Here is a 13,433-nt window from a genome sequence, read left to right as displayed (position 1 = left end):
GGACGGCCTCTGCATTATGTTGCGTTGCCGCAAAACTAGGCCGGTGAAGCGGAAGGGTCAAGCGAACATGCGCAAGAAACGAACATCAGTTAGCAATTCCGCGACGGAAAGTTTCGTCCATGGCTGAAATTCTGGGGGAGCAGTGGGTGCTGAGCCTGACCGGCGCGATGATTGCGCTGTTTCTGGCTGGAACGGTGAAGGGCGCGACCGGATTTGCGCTGCCCGTCCTCGCGATTGGCCTTATGGCAATGTTTTTGCCGCCGAAAATCGCGCTGGCCGGGATGCTTCTGCCGACGCTCGTGACAAACGGGCTTCAGGCGTTTCGCTTCGGCATTGGCGAGGCGGACCGGATGCTCAGGCGCTATTGGCGGCTCAACATCGTGTTGCTGGTGATTGTCGCCCTCGTGGCGCAGCTCGTCATCGGCATCCCGGATCGGCTGTTCTTCTCGATTCTCGGGCTCGCCGTGACTGCCTTCGCGCTCCTGCAAATCGCGGGGGTGCGTCTGAGCATCGCGCCGGAAAACCGCGTGGTCGCGCAGTATGTTGTCGGCGTGATCGCGGGGATCACGGGCGGGCTCTCCGGGGTCTGGGGGCCGCCGGTCATCATGTTCTTTATGGCGATGGACACGGAAAAACGCGAGATGGCGACGGCGCTTGGCGTCAATTTCTTCCTTGGGATCGTCACGCTGACGATTGCGCATCTCTATTCCGGGTTGCTCAACGCGGAAACGCTCAAGTTCTCCGCAATTCTCACCCTTGCCGCGATTGCGGGGCAGCAGCTGGGCTTCCGTATTCAGGACAAGCTGGACCAGAAGAAATTCGTGGCGCTGGTTCGCTGGGTGCTGCTGATCGCCGGGCTGAACCTCCTGCGGCGGGCGATTTTCTAAAGCAAAAGGGCGGCTCTATGGCCGCCCTCTCAAATATGATCTCAAAGATCAGGCGCTTTGCAGCGCGATGTCCATGACCTCATCATTCACGTAAGGCTCATACTGGGCGAAGTTGTCGGCGAACATCTTCACCAGTTTGGCCGCTGCCGCGTCATAGGCGGTTTTGTCGTCCCAGGTGCGGCGCGGGTCGAGCAGCACATCGGTGACGCCAGCAACGGAGACCGGCACTTCGAAGCCGAAATTCGGGTCCTTGCGGAACTGCGCATCGGCGAGCGAGCCGTCGAGCGCGGCAGTCAGCAGGGTGCGGGTCGCCTTGATCGGCATCCGCGAGCCGGTGCCGTAAGCGCCGCCGGACCAGCCGGTGTTCACAAGCCAGCAGGTCGCGCCATGTTCGGCGATCTTGTCACGGAGCATCGCGCCATAAACTTCAGGGCGACGCGGCATGAAGGGCGCGCCGAAGCAGGTCGAGAAGGTCGGCTGCGGCTCGGTGATCCCGCGCTCGGTGCCGGCCACTTTCGAGGTGAAGCCCGAGAGGAAGTGATACATCGCCTGCGCCGGTGTCAGACGGGCGATCGGGGGCAGAACCCCGAAGGCATCGCAGGTCAGCATGATGATGTTTTTCGGCACGCCGCCGAGCGAATTGGCCGAGGCGTTCGAGATGTAATCGAGCGGGTAGGCGCAACGCATATTCGCGGTCAGGCTGTCATCTTCGAAGTCGAGATCGCGGGTGTCCGGATCGTAAACCATGTTCTCGACGACCGTGGCGAATTTCGACGTGGTCGCGAAAATCTCCGGCTCCGCTTCTGGCGAGAGATTGATGGTCTTCGCGTAGCAGCCGCCTTCGAAGTTGAAGACGCCATTGTCCGACCAGCCATGCTCATCATCGCCGATCAGCACACGTTTGGGATCGGCGGAGAGGGTGGTCTTCCCGGTGCCCGAGAGGCCGAAGAACACGGCGCAATCTTCCGGGTCGCCCTCGGCGTGGTTGGCCGAGCAGTGCATCGGCATGACGCCCTGTTCCGGCAGAAGGTAGTTGAGGATCGAGAACACCGATTTCTTGTTCTCGCCCGCATAGGCGGTGCCCGCGATCAGCACGAGTTTCTTCTCCATGCTGATGGCGATCACGGTTTCGCTGCGGCAGCCGTGACGCTCCGGATCGGCGAGGAATTCGGGGCAGTTGATGATGGTGAATTCTGGATCGAAGCCCGCCAGTTCCGCGCGCTCCGGGCGGCGGAGAAGGTGGCGGATGAAGAGCGCGTGCCAGGCAAGTTCGGTCACGACGCGCACGTTCAGACGATACGCCGGATCCGCGCCGCCGAAGAGGTCCTGCACGAAATAATCGCGGCCTTCCATATGGGTCAGCATGTCGGCGTGAAGCTGCGCGAAAGCGTCCTGCTCCATCGGCGCGTTGTTTTCCCACCAGATTTTGTCCTCAACAGACGGTTCGCGGACGATGAATTTATCCTTGGGCGAGCGGCCGGTATGTTTGCCGGTCGTCACGAGAACAGCGCCGCCATGGCCCATCTCGGCTTCGCCTCTGGTGAGGGCTTCCTGCACAAGCGCGGCTTCGTTGAGATTATAATAGACGTTCCCGAGCGCCGGGAATCCGGTTTTCTCAAGCGTTGTCGCGGTGTTCACGGTGCCAATTGTCATGGTGCCTCCCAAGGCTTTCGCGTCGCTAAAGACCCGGCTGTGTCCGGGTGTGCAAACGACTATAAGCTGCTGCGGCGCGGGATAAAATGCGGTGAAATAATCTTGCGACATTGTTAGCGTCAACAGAACAGAATGAGTTATGGGTTAGCGTCACCATGTCACATAATTGCCACAATGGGCCTCACGCCGCTGCGACGGGTGAGGCGGTTACATGTCACGGCACCGCGATTTCTGTGGGTGATTCCGGGTTGTTGATCCGGGGCGAGTCGGGGAGCGGGAAGTCGGGTTTGGCCCTCACTATGCTTGCGCTTGGCGCGGCGCTGGTTGCCGATGATCAGGTGCAGATCGCGGGCGGCTGCCTGTCCGCGCCGGAACGGATTGCGGGGATGATCGAGGCGAGGGGACTCGGGCTGATCCGGTTGCCCGCGCGACGGGCGCGTCTTTGCTATGTCGTCGATCTCGATTTGGAACCTGTGGGCCGTTTGCCGCGGTGCAATGAAATTCATCTTGCAGGGCAGCATTATCCCTTGATCGCCGGTAAAGGAGTGCCCAACCTCGCGTCAGGTCTGATGATTCTGCTCAAGGGCGGGCAGCTTCTCGACCCGGAGCAGATATGAGCGAAGCCAACACATCCGACGCAGGTCCAAAGATCGTGATTGTCACGGGACCGTCGGGTGCGGGCCGCTCCACCACCATCAACGCGCTGGAAGATATGGGCTTTGAGTCCATCGACAATCTGCCGCTCTCGCTGTTCGATCGGTTGATGGACGGGCCGCCGCTGGAGCGTCCGCTGGCGATCGGTGTCGATACGCGGACGCGAGATTTCAGTGCCGAGGGCCTGATTGCGCTCTGTGAGCGCGCGACGGCGGACCCGGATATGGAAGTCTCGCTGCTCTATCTCGATGCGGACACCGATGTGCTGCTGCGCCGGTTTTCCGAGACCCGCCGCAAACATCCGCTGGCCCCCGCAGAGGCACCGCTTGTCGGGATCGAACGGGAACGCGACCTTTTGGGAGACCTCCGCGCGCGCGCCGATATTCTGATCGACACCTCAAATCTCACCCCACATCAGCTCAAAACCGAGTTAGGGCGGTGGTTCGAGAGCGACGCGCTGGCGGAGTTCTCCGTCACCATCCAGAGTTTCAGCTACAAACGTGGGCTACCTCGCGGAGCGGACATGCTTTTCGATGTACGCTTCTTGCGAAATCCCTATTGGGACCCCAATTTACGTGGCAAGGACGGGCGTGATGCGGATGTGCAGGATTATGTGACCGCCGATCCGCTCTACGCACCCTTCTTTGAAAAGCTCACCGGCCTTGCGGAATTGCTGTTGCCCGCCTATCGCGATGAGGGCAAAGCCTACTTCACCATCGCCATAGGGTGTACCGGAGGGCAACACCGTTCCGTTACTGTGGCTGAAGCGCTTTGGAAGCGCTTGCAACGTGATGGTTGGCCTGTTGTAATCAGGCATAGGGAAATGGAAAGGGTTTTGCGAGTATGATCGCCCCTATGATTGGGATCGTTATTCTTGCCCATGGGCCGCTGAGCGCCGCATTCCGCGACGCGCTTGAGCATGTGCTCGGCCCGCAATCCGGGATCGAGGCGATCTCGGTCGATCCGGAGGACAGCCCGTCCCTGACCCGTCAGAGCCTCAACACCGCGATGAAGACCGTCGATCAAGGCGCCGGTGTCATTGTCGTGACCGATCTTTATGGCTCCACTGCTGCAAATTATGGCCTGAAAGCCTGCGCTCGGGAAGATCGCAGGCTTCTTTATGGCGCGAATTTGCCCATGCTGATTAAGCTCGCGAAAGCACGGCATCTTTCGCTGGACGAAGCCTGTGACCGGGCTTTGCGTGCCGGACAATCCTATATGGACCGGGCCGGTCAGACAGTCGCCTTCAACCGGGCAGGCTGATGCGTCAAAGCCTTTTGATTTCCAATGAGAAGGGCCTCCATGCCCGTGCCTCGGCGAAATTTGTCGAGACAGTGGAGCGATTCGATGCGCGTGCCAAGGTGAGTTTCGACGGCCAATCCGTGTCGGGGGACTCGATTATGGGCCTTCTCATGCTGGGGGCGGCGAAGGGCAGCGCCATTGACGTTGAGACCCAAGGCGCGGAGGCGGAGAAGCTGGCCGAGGCGCTGGCGGATCTTGTCGGCGGTCTCTTCGGAGAGGGCCGCTAAGATGCCGGGGCGTGGTGACGGGCGCGGCTACCACCACGGTAACCTGAAAGAGACGCTTGTCGAGGCGGCGCTGAAACTCATCTCAGAAAAGGGGCCGCGCGGCTTCACGTTTGCGGAGGCAGCGCGTGAGGCAGGGGTGACGCCCGCCGCGCCCTATCGCCATTTCAAGAACCGTGACGAGTTGATCGAAGAGGTGGCCCGAAGAGGCTTTGAGACCTTTCTCGGCGGGCTAGAGCAAATTTCCGGCCCGGACGACTCGCCGGTCGATGCGTTTTACGATGCAAACAGCACCTATCTCGCCTTCGCGCAATCGAACCCCGGCTACTATATCGCGATGTTCGAAGCGGGCGTGAATATTGACGGCAATCCGGGCCTGAAACTCGCGGCGGGCCGGGCGCTTGATGCTTTGGAGGCCGCTGTGGGCCGTATGTTTGAAAACATGCCGGAAGAGAGCCGTCCGCCTGCCGCGATGGTGGCGCACCACATCTGGGCGCTCTGTCACGGGATCGCGACGCTTTTCACCCTCGGCCGCCCCGGTGAGCGTGTCGCGCAGGATGCCGACAAGATGCTGAGAAACGCGACGAAAATCTATCTGCGCGGGCTTGGCCTCGACGTCGACGGTTAGCGCGTCGGGACCGGCTGCTCGCCCGAATAGTCGTAAAAGCCGCGCCCGGTCTTCCGGCCAAGCCACCCCGCTTCCACATATTTCACCAGAAGCGGGCAGGGGCGGTATTTCGTATCCGCCAGCCCGTCATGCAGGACATTCATGATCGCAAGGCAGGTGTCGAGCCCGATGAAATCCGCCAGCTCAAGTGGCCCCATCGGATGGTTCGCGCCGAGCTTCATCGAGGTGTCGATGCTCGCGACCGAGCCAACGCCTTCATAAAGCGTGTAAATCGCCTCGTTGATCATCGGGATCAGGATGCGGTTCACGATAAAGGCGGGGAAATCCTCGGCGGTCGAATAGGTCTTTCCGATCCGGTCCACCACGTCCTTGAGCGTGTCGAAGGTGCCTTTATCCGTCGCGATGCCGCGGATCAGCTCGACAAGTTGCATCACCGGCACCGGGTTCATGAAATGAACGCCCATGAAGCGCTCCGGGCGGTCGGTTCCTGCGGCGAGACGCGTGATCGAGATCGACGAGGTGTTGGAGGCCAGAATCGTGTTCTCCGCCAGATGCGGAGTCAGGTTCTTGAAGATCTGATGCTTGATGTCCTCGCGCTCGGTCGCCGCCTCAATGATGAGGTCCGACTGCCCCAGAACGCCGAGGTCTTCCGTGATCGAGATGCGGCCAAGGGCGGTGTTTTTCTCATCCTCGGAAATCTTGTCGCGGGAGACCTGACGGTCGAGATTGGCGTCGATGGTCTCCAGCGATTTGCTCAGCGCGTCCTTGGAAATATCGTTGAGCGTCACGTCATAACCAGCCAGTGCCATCACATGCGCAATCCCGTTGCCCATCTGACCCGCGCCGACGACCCCGACCTTTTTGATCTCCATGACTGCCCTCTTCTTTGTCTGCCCCGCAGGATAGGAGCGCGGCCCCGTCACGGCAACCATATTCGCGCCTGTTAATCAGGGTTTAGGGCTTTGGTTCTAATCCATGGGCTGGGTTGAAATATGGGTGGTTCCATGGGTGAGAGCATCAAGGCAGCGCAGCGGGAGGCTGTGATGGATATCGCGGGCGCGCTGTCGTGCCATAAATTTGGCACAATGGCGCAGTTATATCGGGGCGCGGCGCTTCAGCCGATAAAGCCCTACATCGCCTGTCTCGGCTCGTCGGAGACTTATGCGCGCAATATCTCCGTGCCCTGGCCGGGGCTTTTGGCCAAGCGGATTGACCTTCAGGTGATGAACTGGGCGCAGAACGGGGCGGGGCCGGGCTATTATCTGCGCGACGCGGATATGATCGCGGCGCTGAATCGGGCCAAGCTGACCATCGTGACCGTGATGCCCGCACATTTCCTGTCGAACCGGCTCTACTCTGTATTGGATCGGCGCAATCAGATGCTCAAGGATGTCTCCGAGATGGCGACGGCGCTGTTCCCGGAATTGGAATTCCACCGTTTCGAGACGGTGAATGAGATGATGCACGCCATGCACAAGCAGAGCGCGGAGCGGTTCCGGGTGCTCGATGTGGAACTCAAGGGCGCCTATATCGCGCGGATGCGGGATCTTTTGCAGCTTGTGGAAGGGCGCAAGCTGCTGCTCTGGCTCTCGCCGCGCAGACCGGGCGGGCGCGCGATGGATATGCAGGCCGATGATTGTGGGCCACTACCGCAATTTGTCACCACGGAAATGATGGAGGCGATCCGGCCTTATGCGGATCATTACGTCGAGCATATCCTGCCGCGCGACACGGAAGGCAGCGCGCTGACGCCAGAGGACCACGCCAATATCGCGGAACATCTGCAACCCGAGGTGGAGCGGCTGACCCATATCCGGGGGCGCGGCCCCAGCGGGTCCGGGCTGCGCGGTTTGTTCGGGTTCTAACGAAAAACGCCGCCCGAGGGGGGCGGCGTTCTGTGTCTTTGGCGTCTTCGCTTAAAGCGCGGATTCTAGCTCCGGCACGGCTTCGAAGAGGTCCGCGACAAGGCCGTAATCGGCGATCTGGAAGATCGGCGCGTCTTCGTCCTTGTTGATCGCGACGATGACCTTAGAGTCCTTCATCCCGGCCAGGTGCTGGATCGCCCCGGAGATGCCGATGGCGATGTAAAGCTCGGGCGCGACGACTTTACCGGTCTGGCCAACCTGCCAGTCATTCGGGGCAAAGCCGGAGTCGACCGCTGCGCGGGACGCGCCAACGGCTGCGCCAAGCTTGTCGGCCAGCTTGTTGATGATGTCGAAGTTTTCCTTCGAACCGACACCCCGGCCACCCGAGACGACGATTTTCGCCGAGGTGAGGTCCGGACGGTCGCTTTTCGCGATTTCGTCGCTGACCCATTCGGACACGCCCGGCTTGTCTGCTGCGTCGCCCGTCTCGACCGAAGCCGAGCCGCCATCACCTGCCGCATCGAAAGCGGAGGTGCGGACGGTCAGGACTTTTTTGCCATCGGAGGATTTCACCGTCTGGATCGCGTTGCCCGCATAGATCGGGCGCTCGAACGTGTCGGCGCCTTCAATGCCTGTCACATCGGAGATGATCATGACATCGAGAAGCGCGGCGACGCGGGGCATGATGTTTTTGCCCGAGGCAGTCGCCGGGGCGACAATGTGATCGAAGCCTTCGCCCACCTTAGCCACCAGCGCCGCCATCGGCTCGGCGAGGCGATGCGCGTAAGCGGCATCGTCAACAGCAATCACCGAAGCCGCGCCGTCGAGACTCGCTGCGACTTCCGCCGCACCCTGCGCGCCTTCGCCCGCGACGAGAATGGTCACATCGCCAAGCTGTTTCGCCGCCGTCAGGGCTTTGCCAGTCTGGTCCTTGTCGAGTTCGGACCCGTTCAGTTCTGCAAGAAGAAGAACAGCCATCAGAGCACCCCCGCTTCGGTTTTCAGTTTCTGAACAAGCTCGCTCACGCTCTCGACCTTCACGCCGCCCTGGCGTTCGGCGGGCTCGGAGACTTTGACCTGCTCCAGACGCGGCGCCACATCGACGCCGTAATCGGACGGGGTTTTCTCATCGAGCGGCTTTTTCTTCGCCTTCATGATGTTCGGCAGCGATGCGTAGCGCGGCTCGTTGAGGCGCAAATCGGCGGTGACAATCGCCGGCAGCTTCACGCTGACGGTTTGCAGACCGCCATCGACCTCGCGGCGGACCTTGGCATTGTCGCCGTCGATCTCCAGCGACTCCGCAAACGTCGCCTGACCCCAGCCGAGCAGGGCGGCGAGCATCTGGCCGGTCGCGTTCATGTCGTTGTCGATTGCCTGTTTGCCGAGGATCACAAGGCCCGGCTGCTCTTCATCCACAACCGCCTTGAGCAGTTTGGCGACCGCGAGCGGCTCGATATCCTGATGCACATCATCAGCCGCATTGATGAGGATCGCGCGGTCCGCACCCATGGCGAGCGCCGTGCGCAGCGTTTCCTGCGCCTGCTTGACCCCGATGGACACGGCGACGACTTCCTCAGCCTTCCCGGCCTCTTTCAGACGGATCGCCTCTTCCACGGCAATCTCGTCAAAGGGGTTCATCGACATTTTGACATTCGCCAGATCGACACCGGACTGATCGCCTTTGACGCGAACCTTCACATTGTAGTCGATCACGCGTTTGACAGGCACAAGCACCTTCATAATGCGGTCTCCTTGTTGGGCCCCGAGGGGCATGGTTTTGCCCATTCGGGCGTTTTATGGTGGCAAACAATCAAGGTTGGCTGCCTGACGCAAGAGAAACTTTACGTCAACGTCACTTCTTCCGATGGCGGTTATCGATTTCCTCCGGGCACCCAGAGAACATCATCCTTGCCGTTCCCATTCGCAACCCGTGCGGCGACAAAAAGCCAATCGGACAAGCGATTCAGGAAGGTAATCGCCGCCGGGGTGATGTTCTGCTCGCCCGCCAGCGCCACGGTCAGCCGCTCGGCGCGGCGCGTGACGGTGCGGCCAAGATGCAGATGCGCAGAAAGGGCCGAGCCGCCGGGCAGAACGAAACTGCGCAGCGGTTCGAGATCGGCATTCATCGCGTCGATTTCGGATTCGAGCCGTTCTGTCTGCCCGTCCGTGATCCGCAGCGGCGGATATTCGGGCGGCGTCTCGGCTTCCGGCGTCGCCAAATCCGCGCCGAGATCAAAGAGGTCATTCTGGATGCGGGCGAGGGCGGTATCAAGCGCGCTGTCGGCATGGAGCCGCGCGAGGCCGAGGACGGAATTCAGCTCATCCACCGTTCCATAGGCTTCCACACGCAGGTCGAATTTCGGCACGCGGGAGCCGTCGCCAAGCGCCGTGTCCCCCTTGTCGCCGGTGCGGGTATAGATCTTGTTCAGAACAACCATCAGCCTGCCAGCGCGAGGAAAGCCATGATCGCGATGAGGGCCAGAAACTGCAGCAGGATGCGCCATTGCATCATATTGTTGCTGTTTTTCTTGTTCCACTCGCCGCCGCGCGCAAAGCCGATGATCCCGCGAATGACCACGGCGGCGGTGGCAATGGCGAGCATGACGATGAGAAAATACAGGATGCCCTGCATGGCGTCTCCTTCAGGCGTTTCGGAAAAGGTAGTCGCGAAGACGGGTCGGGAGCAAGCGTCTTGCGTAATCCGCCGCATATGTGGGGGTTGTGACAAAATATCGCGGTCTGGGCCGGTCGGTTTCGAGCGCAATCACGATTTTTCGGGACACAGCGGCCGGCCGCATGACCCACCGATTCGCCGGTAACGATTTGGCATAGAGGCGGGGAAGGGCCTCATTTTCGTAGACATCGCGGAGGGCGGAATTCTCCCAGTCGATCCATTTTTCGAAATGCGGGCGGGCCTTGGCGCGGATCGGCGTCGCGATCGGGCCGGGGGTGACGAGGATGACGTTTATCGGCCCTGCCTCCTTGCGCAGCGCGTCTGTCATGCCTTCGAGCGCGAATTTCGTGCCGGAATAAGCGCCGCGAAACCGTGCCGTTTCGATGCCGAGGATCGACGAGACGTTGATGATTCGACCATGCCCCTGTTTGCGCATCGCGGGCATGACATGGTGGATCATGTCGAAGGCCCCGAAAAGATTGGTCGAAAAGATTTCCTCCAGCGCCTGACGGGGGAAATCCTCCATCGCGGCGGGCAGGGCGTAGGCGGCATTGTTGATCAGCGCATCGAGCGTGCCACCGGTCGCTTCGAGCACTTCGTTGACACCGTTTTTGATGCTCTCGGTGCTGTTCACGTCAATTTGCGGGCTGTCATAGCCCCGGCTTCGCAGCCGCTCGCAGTCCTTTTCCTTGCGGCAAGAGGCAAAGACGCGCCACCCACGTGAGCGTAATGTTCGCGCAGCATCGCGCCCAATTCCGCTGGAACACCCGGTGATGAGAACTGTTTTCATGATGGTTTGCCTATCCTGCGATGCAGCAACTTTCAACTGGACGTGAACACGCGTTCTCCCTATCCAATGTGGATATGACAAAAGCAACCCCTGAGATTTCCGAAGAGCCGCTCCGCCGGGCTCTGGGTCAGCGCTACCTGACATATGCGCTCTCGACGATCATGCACCGGGCGCTTCCCGATGCGCGGGACGGGCTGAAACCGGTGCATCGGCGCATCCTTTTTGCGATGCGCGGGCTGCGTCTGGAACCGGGTGGGAGCTACCGCAAATGCGCCAAGATCGTCGGCGAGGTGATGGGCAATTATCACCCCCATGGCGACTCTGCGATCTATGACGCGCTGGCCCGTTTGGCGCAGGATTTCTCGATGCGCTACCCGCTGGTCGATGGGCAGGGGAATTTCGGCAATATCGACGGCGACAACCCGGCGGCGCAGCGCTACACCGAGGCCCGGCTGACCCGCATCGCGCAGGCGATGATGGAAGGGCTGTCCGAAGATGCGGTCGATTTTCAGGAAAACTATGACGGCTCCGAGCGCGAGCCGGTGGTGCTTCCGGCGGCGTTTCCGAACCTGTTGGCGAATGGCTCGTCCGGCATCGCCGTGGGGATGGCGACCAATATTCCGCCCCATAATGTGCATGAGCTGATCGACGCCGCGCTGCATCTCATCAAGGCCCCGAATGCCCGTGATGAAACCCTGATGGAATACATCCCCGGCCCGGATTTTCCGACCGGCGGCATCCTCGTGGAAAGCCGCGAGTCGATGATGGAAGCCTACCGCACCGGGCGCGGCGCGTTCCGGTTGCGCGCCCGTTGGGAGGTCGAGGATCTGGGGCGCGGGCAATGGCAGATTGTCATCACCGAGATCCCCTATCAGGTGCAAAAGAGCCGCCTGATCGAGAAGATCGCGACGCTCATCAACGACAAGAAAATCCCGATCCTCGCCGATGTGCGGGACGAAAGCGCCGAAGATATCCGCCTCGTTCTGGAGCCGCGCTCGCGCACGGTGGATGCGAATTTGCTGATGGAGACGCTGTTCCGGCAGTCCGATCTCGAAATCCGCTTCTCGCTCAACATGAATGTGCTGATCGACGGGCGGGTGCCGAAGGTTTGCGGCTTGCGCGAAGTTCTGCAAGCCTTCCTCGACCACCGCCGCGATGTGCTGGTCCGCCGCTCGAATTTCCGCCTCGGCAAGATCGCGCATCGCCTTGAGGTGCTGGAAGGCTATCTCGTCGCCTATCTCAATCTCGACCGGGTCATCGAGATCATCCGCTATGAGGACGATCCGAAGGCGGAGCTCATCAAAGAGTTTGAGCTCACCGATGTGCAGGCCGAAGCCATCCTCAACATGCGCCTGCGCAATTTGCGCAAGCTTGAGGAGATGGAGCTCAAGGATGAGCGCGACCGGCTGATCGAAGAGCAGGGGATGCTGAACGCGCTGCTCGCCGATGAGGGCGCGCAATGGACGCGGATTGCTGAGGAACTGCGCGCCACCCGGAAGGAGTTTGGCAAGGATGCGCCCGGCGGCGCGCGCCGCACCACCATCGAGGACGCGCCGGATATCGAGGCCGTCCCGCTGGAGGCCATGATCGAGAAAGAGCCAGTGACCATCGTCTGCTCCGCCAATGGCTGGATCCGCGCGATGAAGGGCCATATCGCGCTCGATCAAGAGCTGAAATACAAGGATGGGGATGAGGGGCGTTTCGTCTTCCATGCCCAGACGACGGACAAGCTGCTGCTCCTCTCCTCGCAGGGCCGCGTTTACACGATCTCCGCCAACGACTTACCCGGCGGACGCGGCATGGGCGAGCCGCTGCGGCTCATGATCGACCTGCCGCAAGAGGCGCGGATGGTGACGCTCTTTACCCATGAGCCGGGCCGCAAACGCTTGCTGGCGTCCTCGGCTGGGGATGGGTTCATTGCCCTTGAGGATGATCTGATTGCGCAGACGAAAAACGGCAAACAGGCGCTGAACCTCAAGGATGCGGTCGCCGCGGTTTGCAAGCCGGTTGAGGGCGATCATGTCGTCGTGGTCGGCGAGAACCGCAAGCTGCTGGTCTTCCCGCTGGAAGAGCTGCCCGAAATGTCGCGTGGCAAGGGGGTTCGCCTCCAGAAATACAAGGATGGCGGGCTGGCCGATGCGCGGGTCTTTACGCTGGGCGAGGGCCTCAGCTGGCTCGATCCGGCGGGCCGCACCCGCACGGAGACCGACCTCACCGAGTGGATCGGCAAGCGGGCCGGGGCCGGGAAAATGGCACCGCGCGGCTTCCCGCGGGACAATAAATTTACATAACCTAACGTCGTATTCACTTTAAGTGTATTTTTTAATACACTCGATGTGATGTGTGTGTTAAACACATTTCACAATTTAAGTGAGTGAGTTATGATTAAAAAAGTAATGATTGTCGCGGCTCTTGCCGCGCTTGCTGGTTGCGCGCAAACCTCCGAAAATATTGAAGCAGCCTATATTTCCCCCATGGCGTATTCCGCTTACGATTGTGACCAGCTTCGTATGGAGGCCGCTAGGGTCAGCCACGAGGCGCGCGTTGCTATGGGCGCTCAAGATCGTCGCGCAGAGAGCGATAATACCAAAGTTGCTGTGGCGACGATCCTCTTTTGGCCTGCAGCCTTTCTGGTGAAAGGCGACGGCGAAGGTGCCTCGCGTGTAGCGGCGCTCAAGGGCGAAATGCAGGCAATCGAAGCCGCAAATACACAGAAATCCTGCGGGATCGATTTCGGCGGCGCGGCGTCCTAGGACG

16 protein-coding genes are annotated in these 13,433 nt (G+C 60.7%); 9 read left to right on the top strand and 7 right to left on the bottom strand.

Features of this window, described 5'->3' with window-relative positions; translation table 11 throughout:
* Positions 1–119: 119 nt before the first annotated feature.
* A complete protein-coding gene (locus ACMA5I_RS06865) occupies positions 120–887 on the top strand; it encodes a sulfite exporter TauE/SafE family protein (RefSeq protein WP_525885492.1) in 768 nt (255 codons plus the stop codon).
* A gap of 48 nt (positions 888–935) precedes the next feature.
* Here the strand turns inward: ACMA5I_RS06865 and ACMA5I_RS06860 are convergent, their stop codons facing one another.
* Positions 936–2,540 (bottom strand): phosphoenolpyruvate carboxykinase, encoded by a 1,605-nt coding sequence (locus tag ACMA5I_RS06860; RefSeq protein ID WP_525885491.1) that lies wholly within the window; start codon positions 2,538–2,540, stop codon positions 936–938.
* A 155-nt stretch (positions 2,541–2,695) separates the two neighbouring features.
* Here ACMA5I_RS06860 and ACMA5I_RS06855 point away from each other — a divergent pair, with 155 nt between their 5' ends.
* The 5 genes from ACMA5I_RS06855 to ACMA5I_RS06835 are packed head-to-tail and all read left to right on the top strand — an operon-like array spanning position 2,696 to position 5,348.
* Positions 2,696–3,157: an HPr kinase/phosphorylase gene (locus tag ACMA5I_RS06855; protein ID WP_525885490.1), complete on the top strand. Its 462-nt coding sequence runs from the start codon at positions 2,696–2,698 to the stop codon at positions 3,155–3,157.
* A complete protein-coding gene (gene rapZ / locus ACMA5I_RS06850; protein ID WP_525885489.1) occupies positions 3,154–4,041 on the top strand; it encodes an RNase adapter RapZ in 888 nt (295 codons plus the stop codon). The genes ACMA5I_RS06855 and rapZ overlap by 4 nt, the downstream gene beginning before the upstream one ends.
* The gene (locus tag ACMA5I_RS06845) at positions 4,038–4,457 is read left to right on the top strand and encodes a PTS sugar transporter subunit IIA (protein ID WP_525885488.1); all 420 of its coding nucleotides are present in this window, start codon (positions 4,038–4,040) and stop codon (positions 4,455–4,457) included. The genes rapZ and ACMA5I_RS06845 overlap by 4 nt, the downstream gene beginning before the upstream one ends.
* Positions 4,457–4,723 (top strand): HPr family phosphocarrier protein, encoded by a 267-nt coding sequence (locus ACMA5I_RS06840; RefSeq protein WP_525885487.1) that lies wholly within the window; start codon positions 4,457–4,459, stop codon positions 4,721–4,723. Before ACMA5I_RS06845 ends, ACMA5I_RS06840 begins: the two co-directional genes overlap by 1 nt.
* A 1-nt stretch (position 4,724) precedes the next feature.
* Positions 4,725–5,348 carry a TetR/AcrR family transcriptional regulator gene (locus ACMA5I_RS06835; RefSeq protein WP_525885486.1) on the top strand — a complete coding sequence of 208 codons (624 nt, stop codon included), beginning with the start codon at positions 4,725–4,727 and terminating at the stop codon, positions 5,346–5,348.
* Here ACMA5I_RS06835 and ACMA5I_RS06830 read toward each other — a convergent pair.
* Entirely contained in the window at positions 5,345–6,220 is an 876-nt protein-coding gene (locus ACMA5I_RS06830; RefSeq protein ID WP_525885485.1) for a 3-hydroxybutyryl-CoA dehydrogenase, read from the bottom strand. The genes ACMA5I_RS06835 and ACMA5I_RS06830 overlap by 4 nt on opposite strands.
* 132 nt (positions 6,221–6,352) lie before the next feature.
* On the opposite strand from ACMA5I_RS06830, the gene ACMA5I_RS06825 reads away from it, so the two are divergent.
* The gene (locus ACMA5I_RS06825) at positions 6,353–7,213 is read left to right on the top strand and encodes a DUF6473 family protein (protein ID WP_525885484.1); all 861 of its coding nucleotides are present in this window, start codon (positions 6,353–6,355) and stop codon (positions 7,211–7,213) included.
* 51 nt (positions 7,214–7,264) lie between these two features.
* Here ACMA5I_RS06825 and ACMA5I_RS06820 read toward each other — a convergent pair whose 3' ends face one another.
* The 5 genes from ACMA5I_RS06820 to ACMA5I_RS06800 form a co-directional block, all read right to left on the bottom strand.
* Entirely contained in the window at positions 7,265–8,191 is a 927-nt protein-coding gene (locus ACMA5I_RS06820; protein WP_525885483.1) for an electron transfer flavoprotein subunit alpha/FixB family protein, read from the bottom strand.
* Positions 8,191–8,952, bottom strand: a complete 762-nt coding sequence (locus ACMA5I_RS06815) for an electron transfer flavoprotein subunit beta/FixA family protein (RefSeq protein WP_525885482.1) — start codon at positions 8,950–8,952, stop codon at positions 8,191–8,193. The genes ACMA5I_RS06820 and ACMA5I_RS06815 overlap by 1 nt, the downstream gene beginning before the upstream one ends.
* A 131-nt stretch (positions 8,953–9,083) precedes the next feature.
* Entirely contained in the window at positions 9,084–9,650 is a 567-nt protein-coding gene (locus tag ACMA5I_RS06810) for a cob(I)yrinic acid a,c-diamide adenosyltransferase (protein ID WP_525885481.1), read from the bottom strand.
* Positions 9,650–9,844 (bottom strand): twin transmembrane helix small protein, encoded by a 195-nt coding sequence (locus ACMA5I_RS06805; RefSeq protein ID WP_525885480.1) that lies wholly within the window; start codon positions 9,842–9,844, stop codon positions 9,650–9,652. Before ACMA5I_RS06805 ends, ACMA5I_RS06810 begins: the two co-directional genes overlap by 1 nt.
* 10 nt (positions 9,845–9,854) lie before the next feature.
* The gene (locus ACMA5I_RS06800; RefSeq protein WP_525885479.1) at positions 9,855–10,676 is read right to left on the bottom strand and encodes an SDR family oxidoreductase; all 822 of its coding nucleotides are present in this window, start codon (positions 10,674–10,676) and stop codon (positions 9,855–9,857) included.
* Between the two features lie 74 nt (positions 10,677–10,750).
* Here ACMA5I_RS06800 and parC point away from each other — a divergent pair, with 74 nt between their 5' ends.
* Together parC and ACMA5I_RS06790 are read left to right on the top strand one after the other, a co-directional pair.
* Positions 10,751–12,967: a DNA topoisomerase IV subunit A gene (parC, locus tag ACMA5I_RS06795; protein WP_525885478.1), complete on the top strand. Its 2,217-nt coding sequence runs from the start codon at positions 10,751–10,753 to the stop codon at positions 12,965–12,967.
* 90 nt (positions 12,968–13,057) lie between these two features.
* Positions 13,058–13,429, top strand: a complete 372-nt coding sequence (locus ACMA5I_RS06790; protein ID WP_525885477.1) for a hypothetical protein — start codon at positions 13,058–13,060, stop codon at positions 13,427–13,429.
* The last annotated feature ends 4 nt before the right edge of the window (positions 13,430–13,433 follow it).

Source organism: Jujubicoccus corallicola (genome assembly GCF_047345645.1).
GTDB lineage: Bacteria > Pseudomonadota > Alphaproteobacteria > Rhodobacterales > Rhodobacteraceae > JBLEFH01.
This window is presented reverse-complemented; position numbering and strand designations above follow the sequence as displayed.

Excerpts from the sequence above, each read along its gene's own strand:
- ACMA5I_RS06865 (WP_525885492.1), top strand. The coding sequence starts at position 120 with ATGGCTGAAATTCTGGGGGAGCAGTGGGTGCTGAGCCTGACCGGCGCG.
- ACMA5I_RS06860 (WP_525885491.1), bottom strand. The coding sequence starts at position 2,540 with ATGACAATTGGCACCGTGAACACCGCGACAACGCTTGAGAAAACCGGA.
- ACMA5I_RS06855 (WP_525885490.1), top strand. The coding sequence starts at position 2,696 with ATGTCACATAATTGCCACAATGGGCCTCACGCCGCTGCGACGGGTGAG.
- rapZ (WP_525885489.1), top strand. The coding sequence starts at position 3,154 with ATGAGCGAAGCCAACACATCCGACGCAGGTCCAAAGATCGTGATTGTC.
- ACMA5I_RS06845 (WP_525885488.1), top strand. The coding sequence starts at position 4,038 with ATGATCGCCCCTATGATTGGGATCGTTATTCTTGCCCATGGGCCGCTG.
- ACMA5I_RS06840 (WP_525885487.1), top strand. The coding sequence starts at position 4,457 with ATGCGTCAAAGCCTTTTGATTTCCAATGAGAAGGGCCTCCATGCCCGT.
- ACMA5I_RS06835 (WP_525885486.1), top strand. The coding sequence starts at position 4,725 with ATGCCGGGGCGTGGTGACGGGCGCGGCTACCACCACGGTAACCTGAAA.
- ACMA5I_RS06830 (WP_525885485.1), bottom strand. The coding sequence starts at position 6,220 with ATGGAGATCAAAAAGGTCGGGGTCGTCGGCGCGGGTCAGATGGGCAAC.
- ACMA5I_RS06825 (WP_525885484.1), top strand. The coding sequence starts at position 6,353 with ATGGGTGAGAGCATCAAGGCAGCGCAGCGGGAGGCTGTGATGGATATC.
- ACMA5I_RS06820 (WP_525885483.1), bottom strand. The coding sequence starts at position 8,191 with ATGGCTGTTCTTCTTCTTGCAGAACTGAACGGGTCCGAACTCGACAAG.
- ACMA5I_RS06815 (WP_525885482.1), bottom strand. The coding sequence starts at position 8,952 with ATGAAGGTGCTTGTGCCTGTCAAACGCGTGATCGACTACAATGTGAAG.
- ACMA5I_RS06810 (WP_525885481.1), bottom strand. The coding sequence starts at position 9,650 with ATGGTTGTTCTGAACAAGATCTATACCCGCACCGGCGACAAGGGGGAC.
- ACMA5I_RS06805 (WP_525885480.1), bottom strand. The coding sequence starts at position 9,844 with ATGCAGGGCATCCTGTATTTTCTCATCGTCATGCTCGCCATTGCCACC.
- ACMA5I_RS06800 (WP_525885479.1), bottom strand. The coding sequence starts at position 10,676 with ATGAAAACAGTTCTCATCACCGGGTGTTCCAGCGGAATTGGGCGCGAT.
- parC (WP_525885478.1), top strand. The coding sequence starts at position 10,751 with ATGACAAAAGCAACCCCTGAGATTTCCGAAGAGCCGCTCCGCCGGGCT.
- ACMA5I_RS06790 (WP_525885477.1), top strand. The coding sequence starts at position 13,058 with ATGATTAAAAAAGTAATGATTGTCGCGGCTCTTGCCGCGCTTGCTGGT.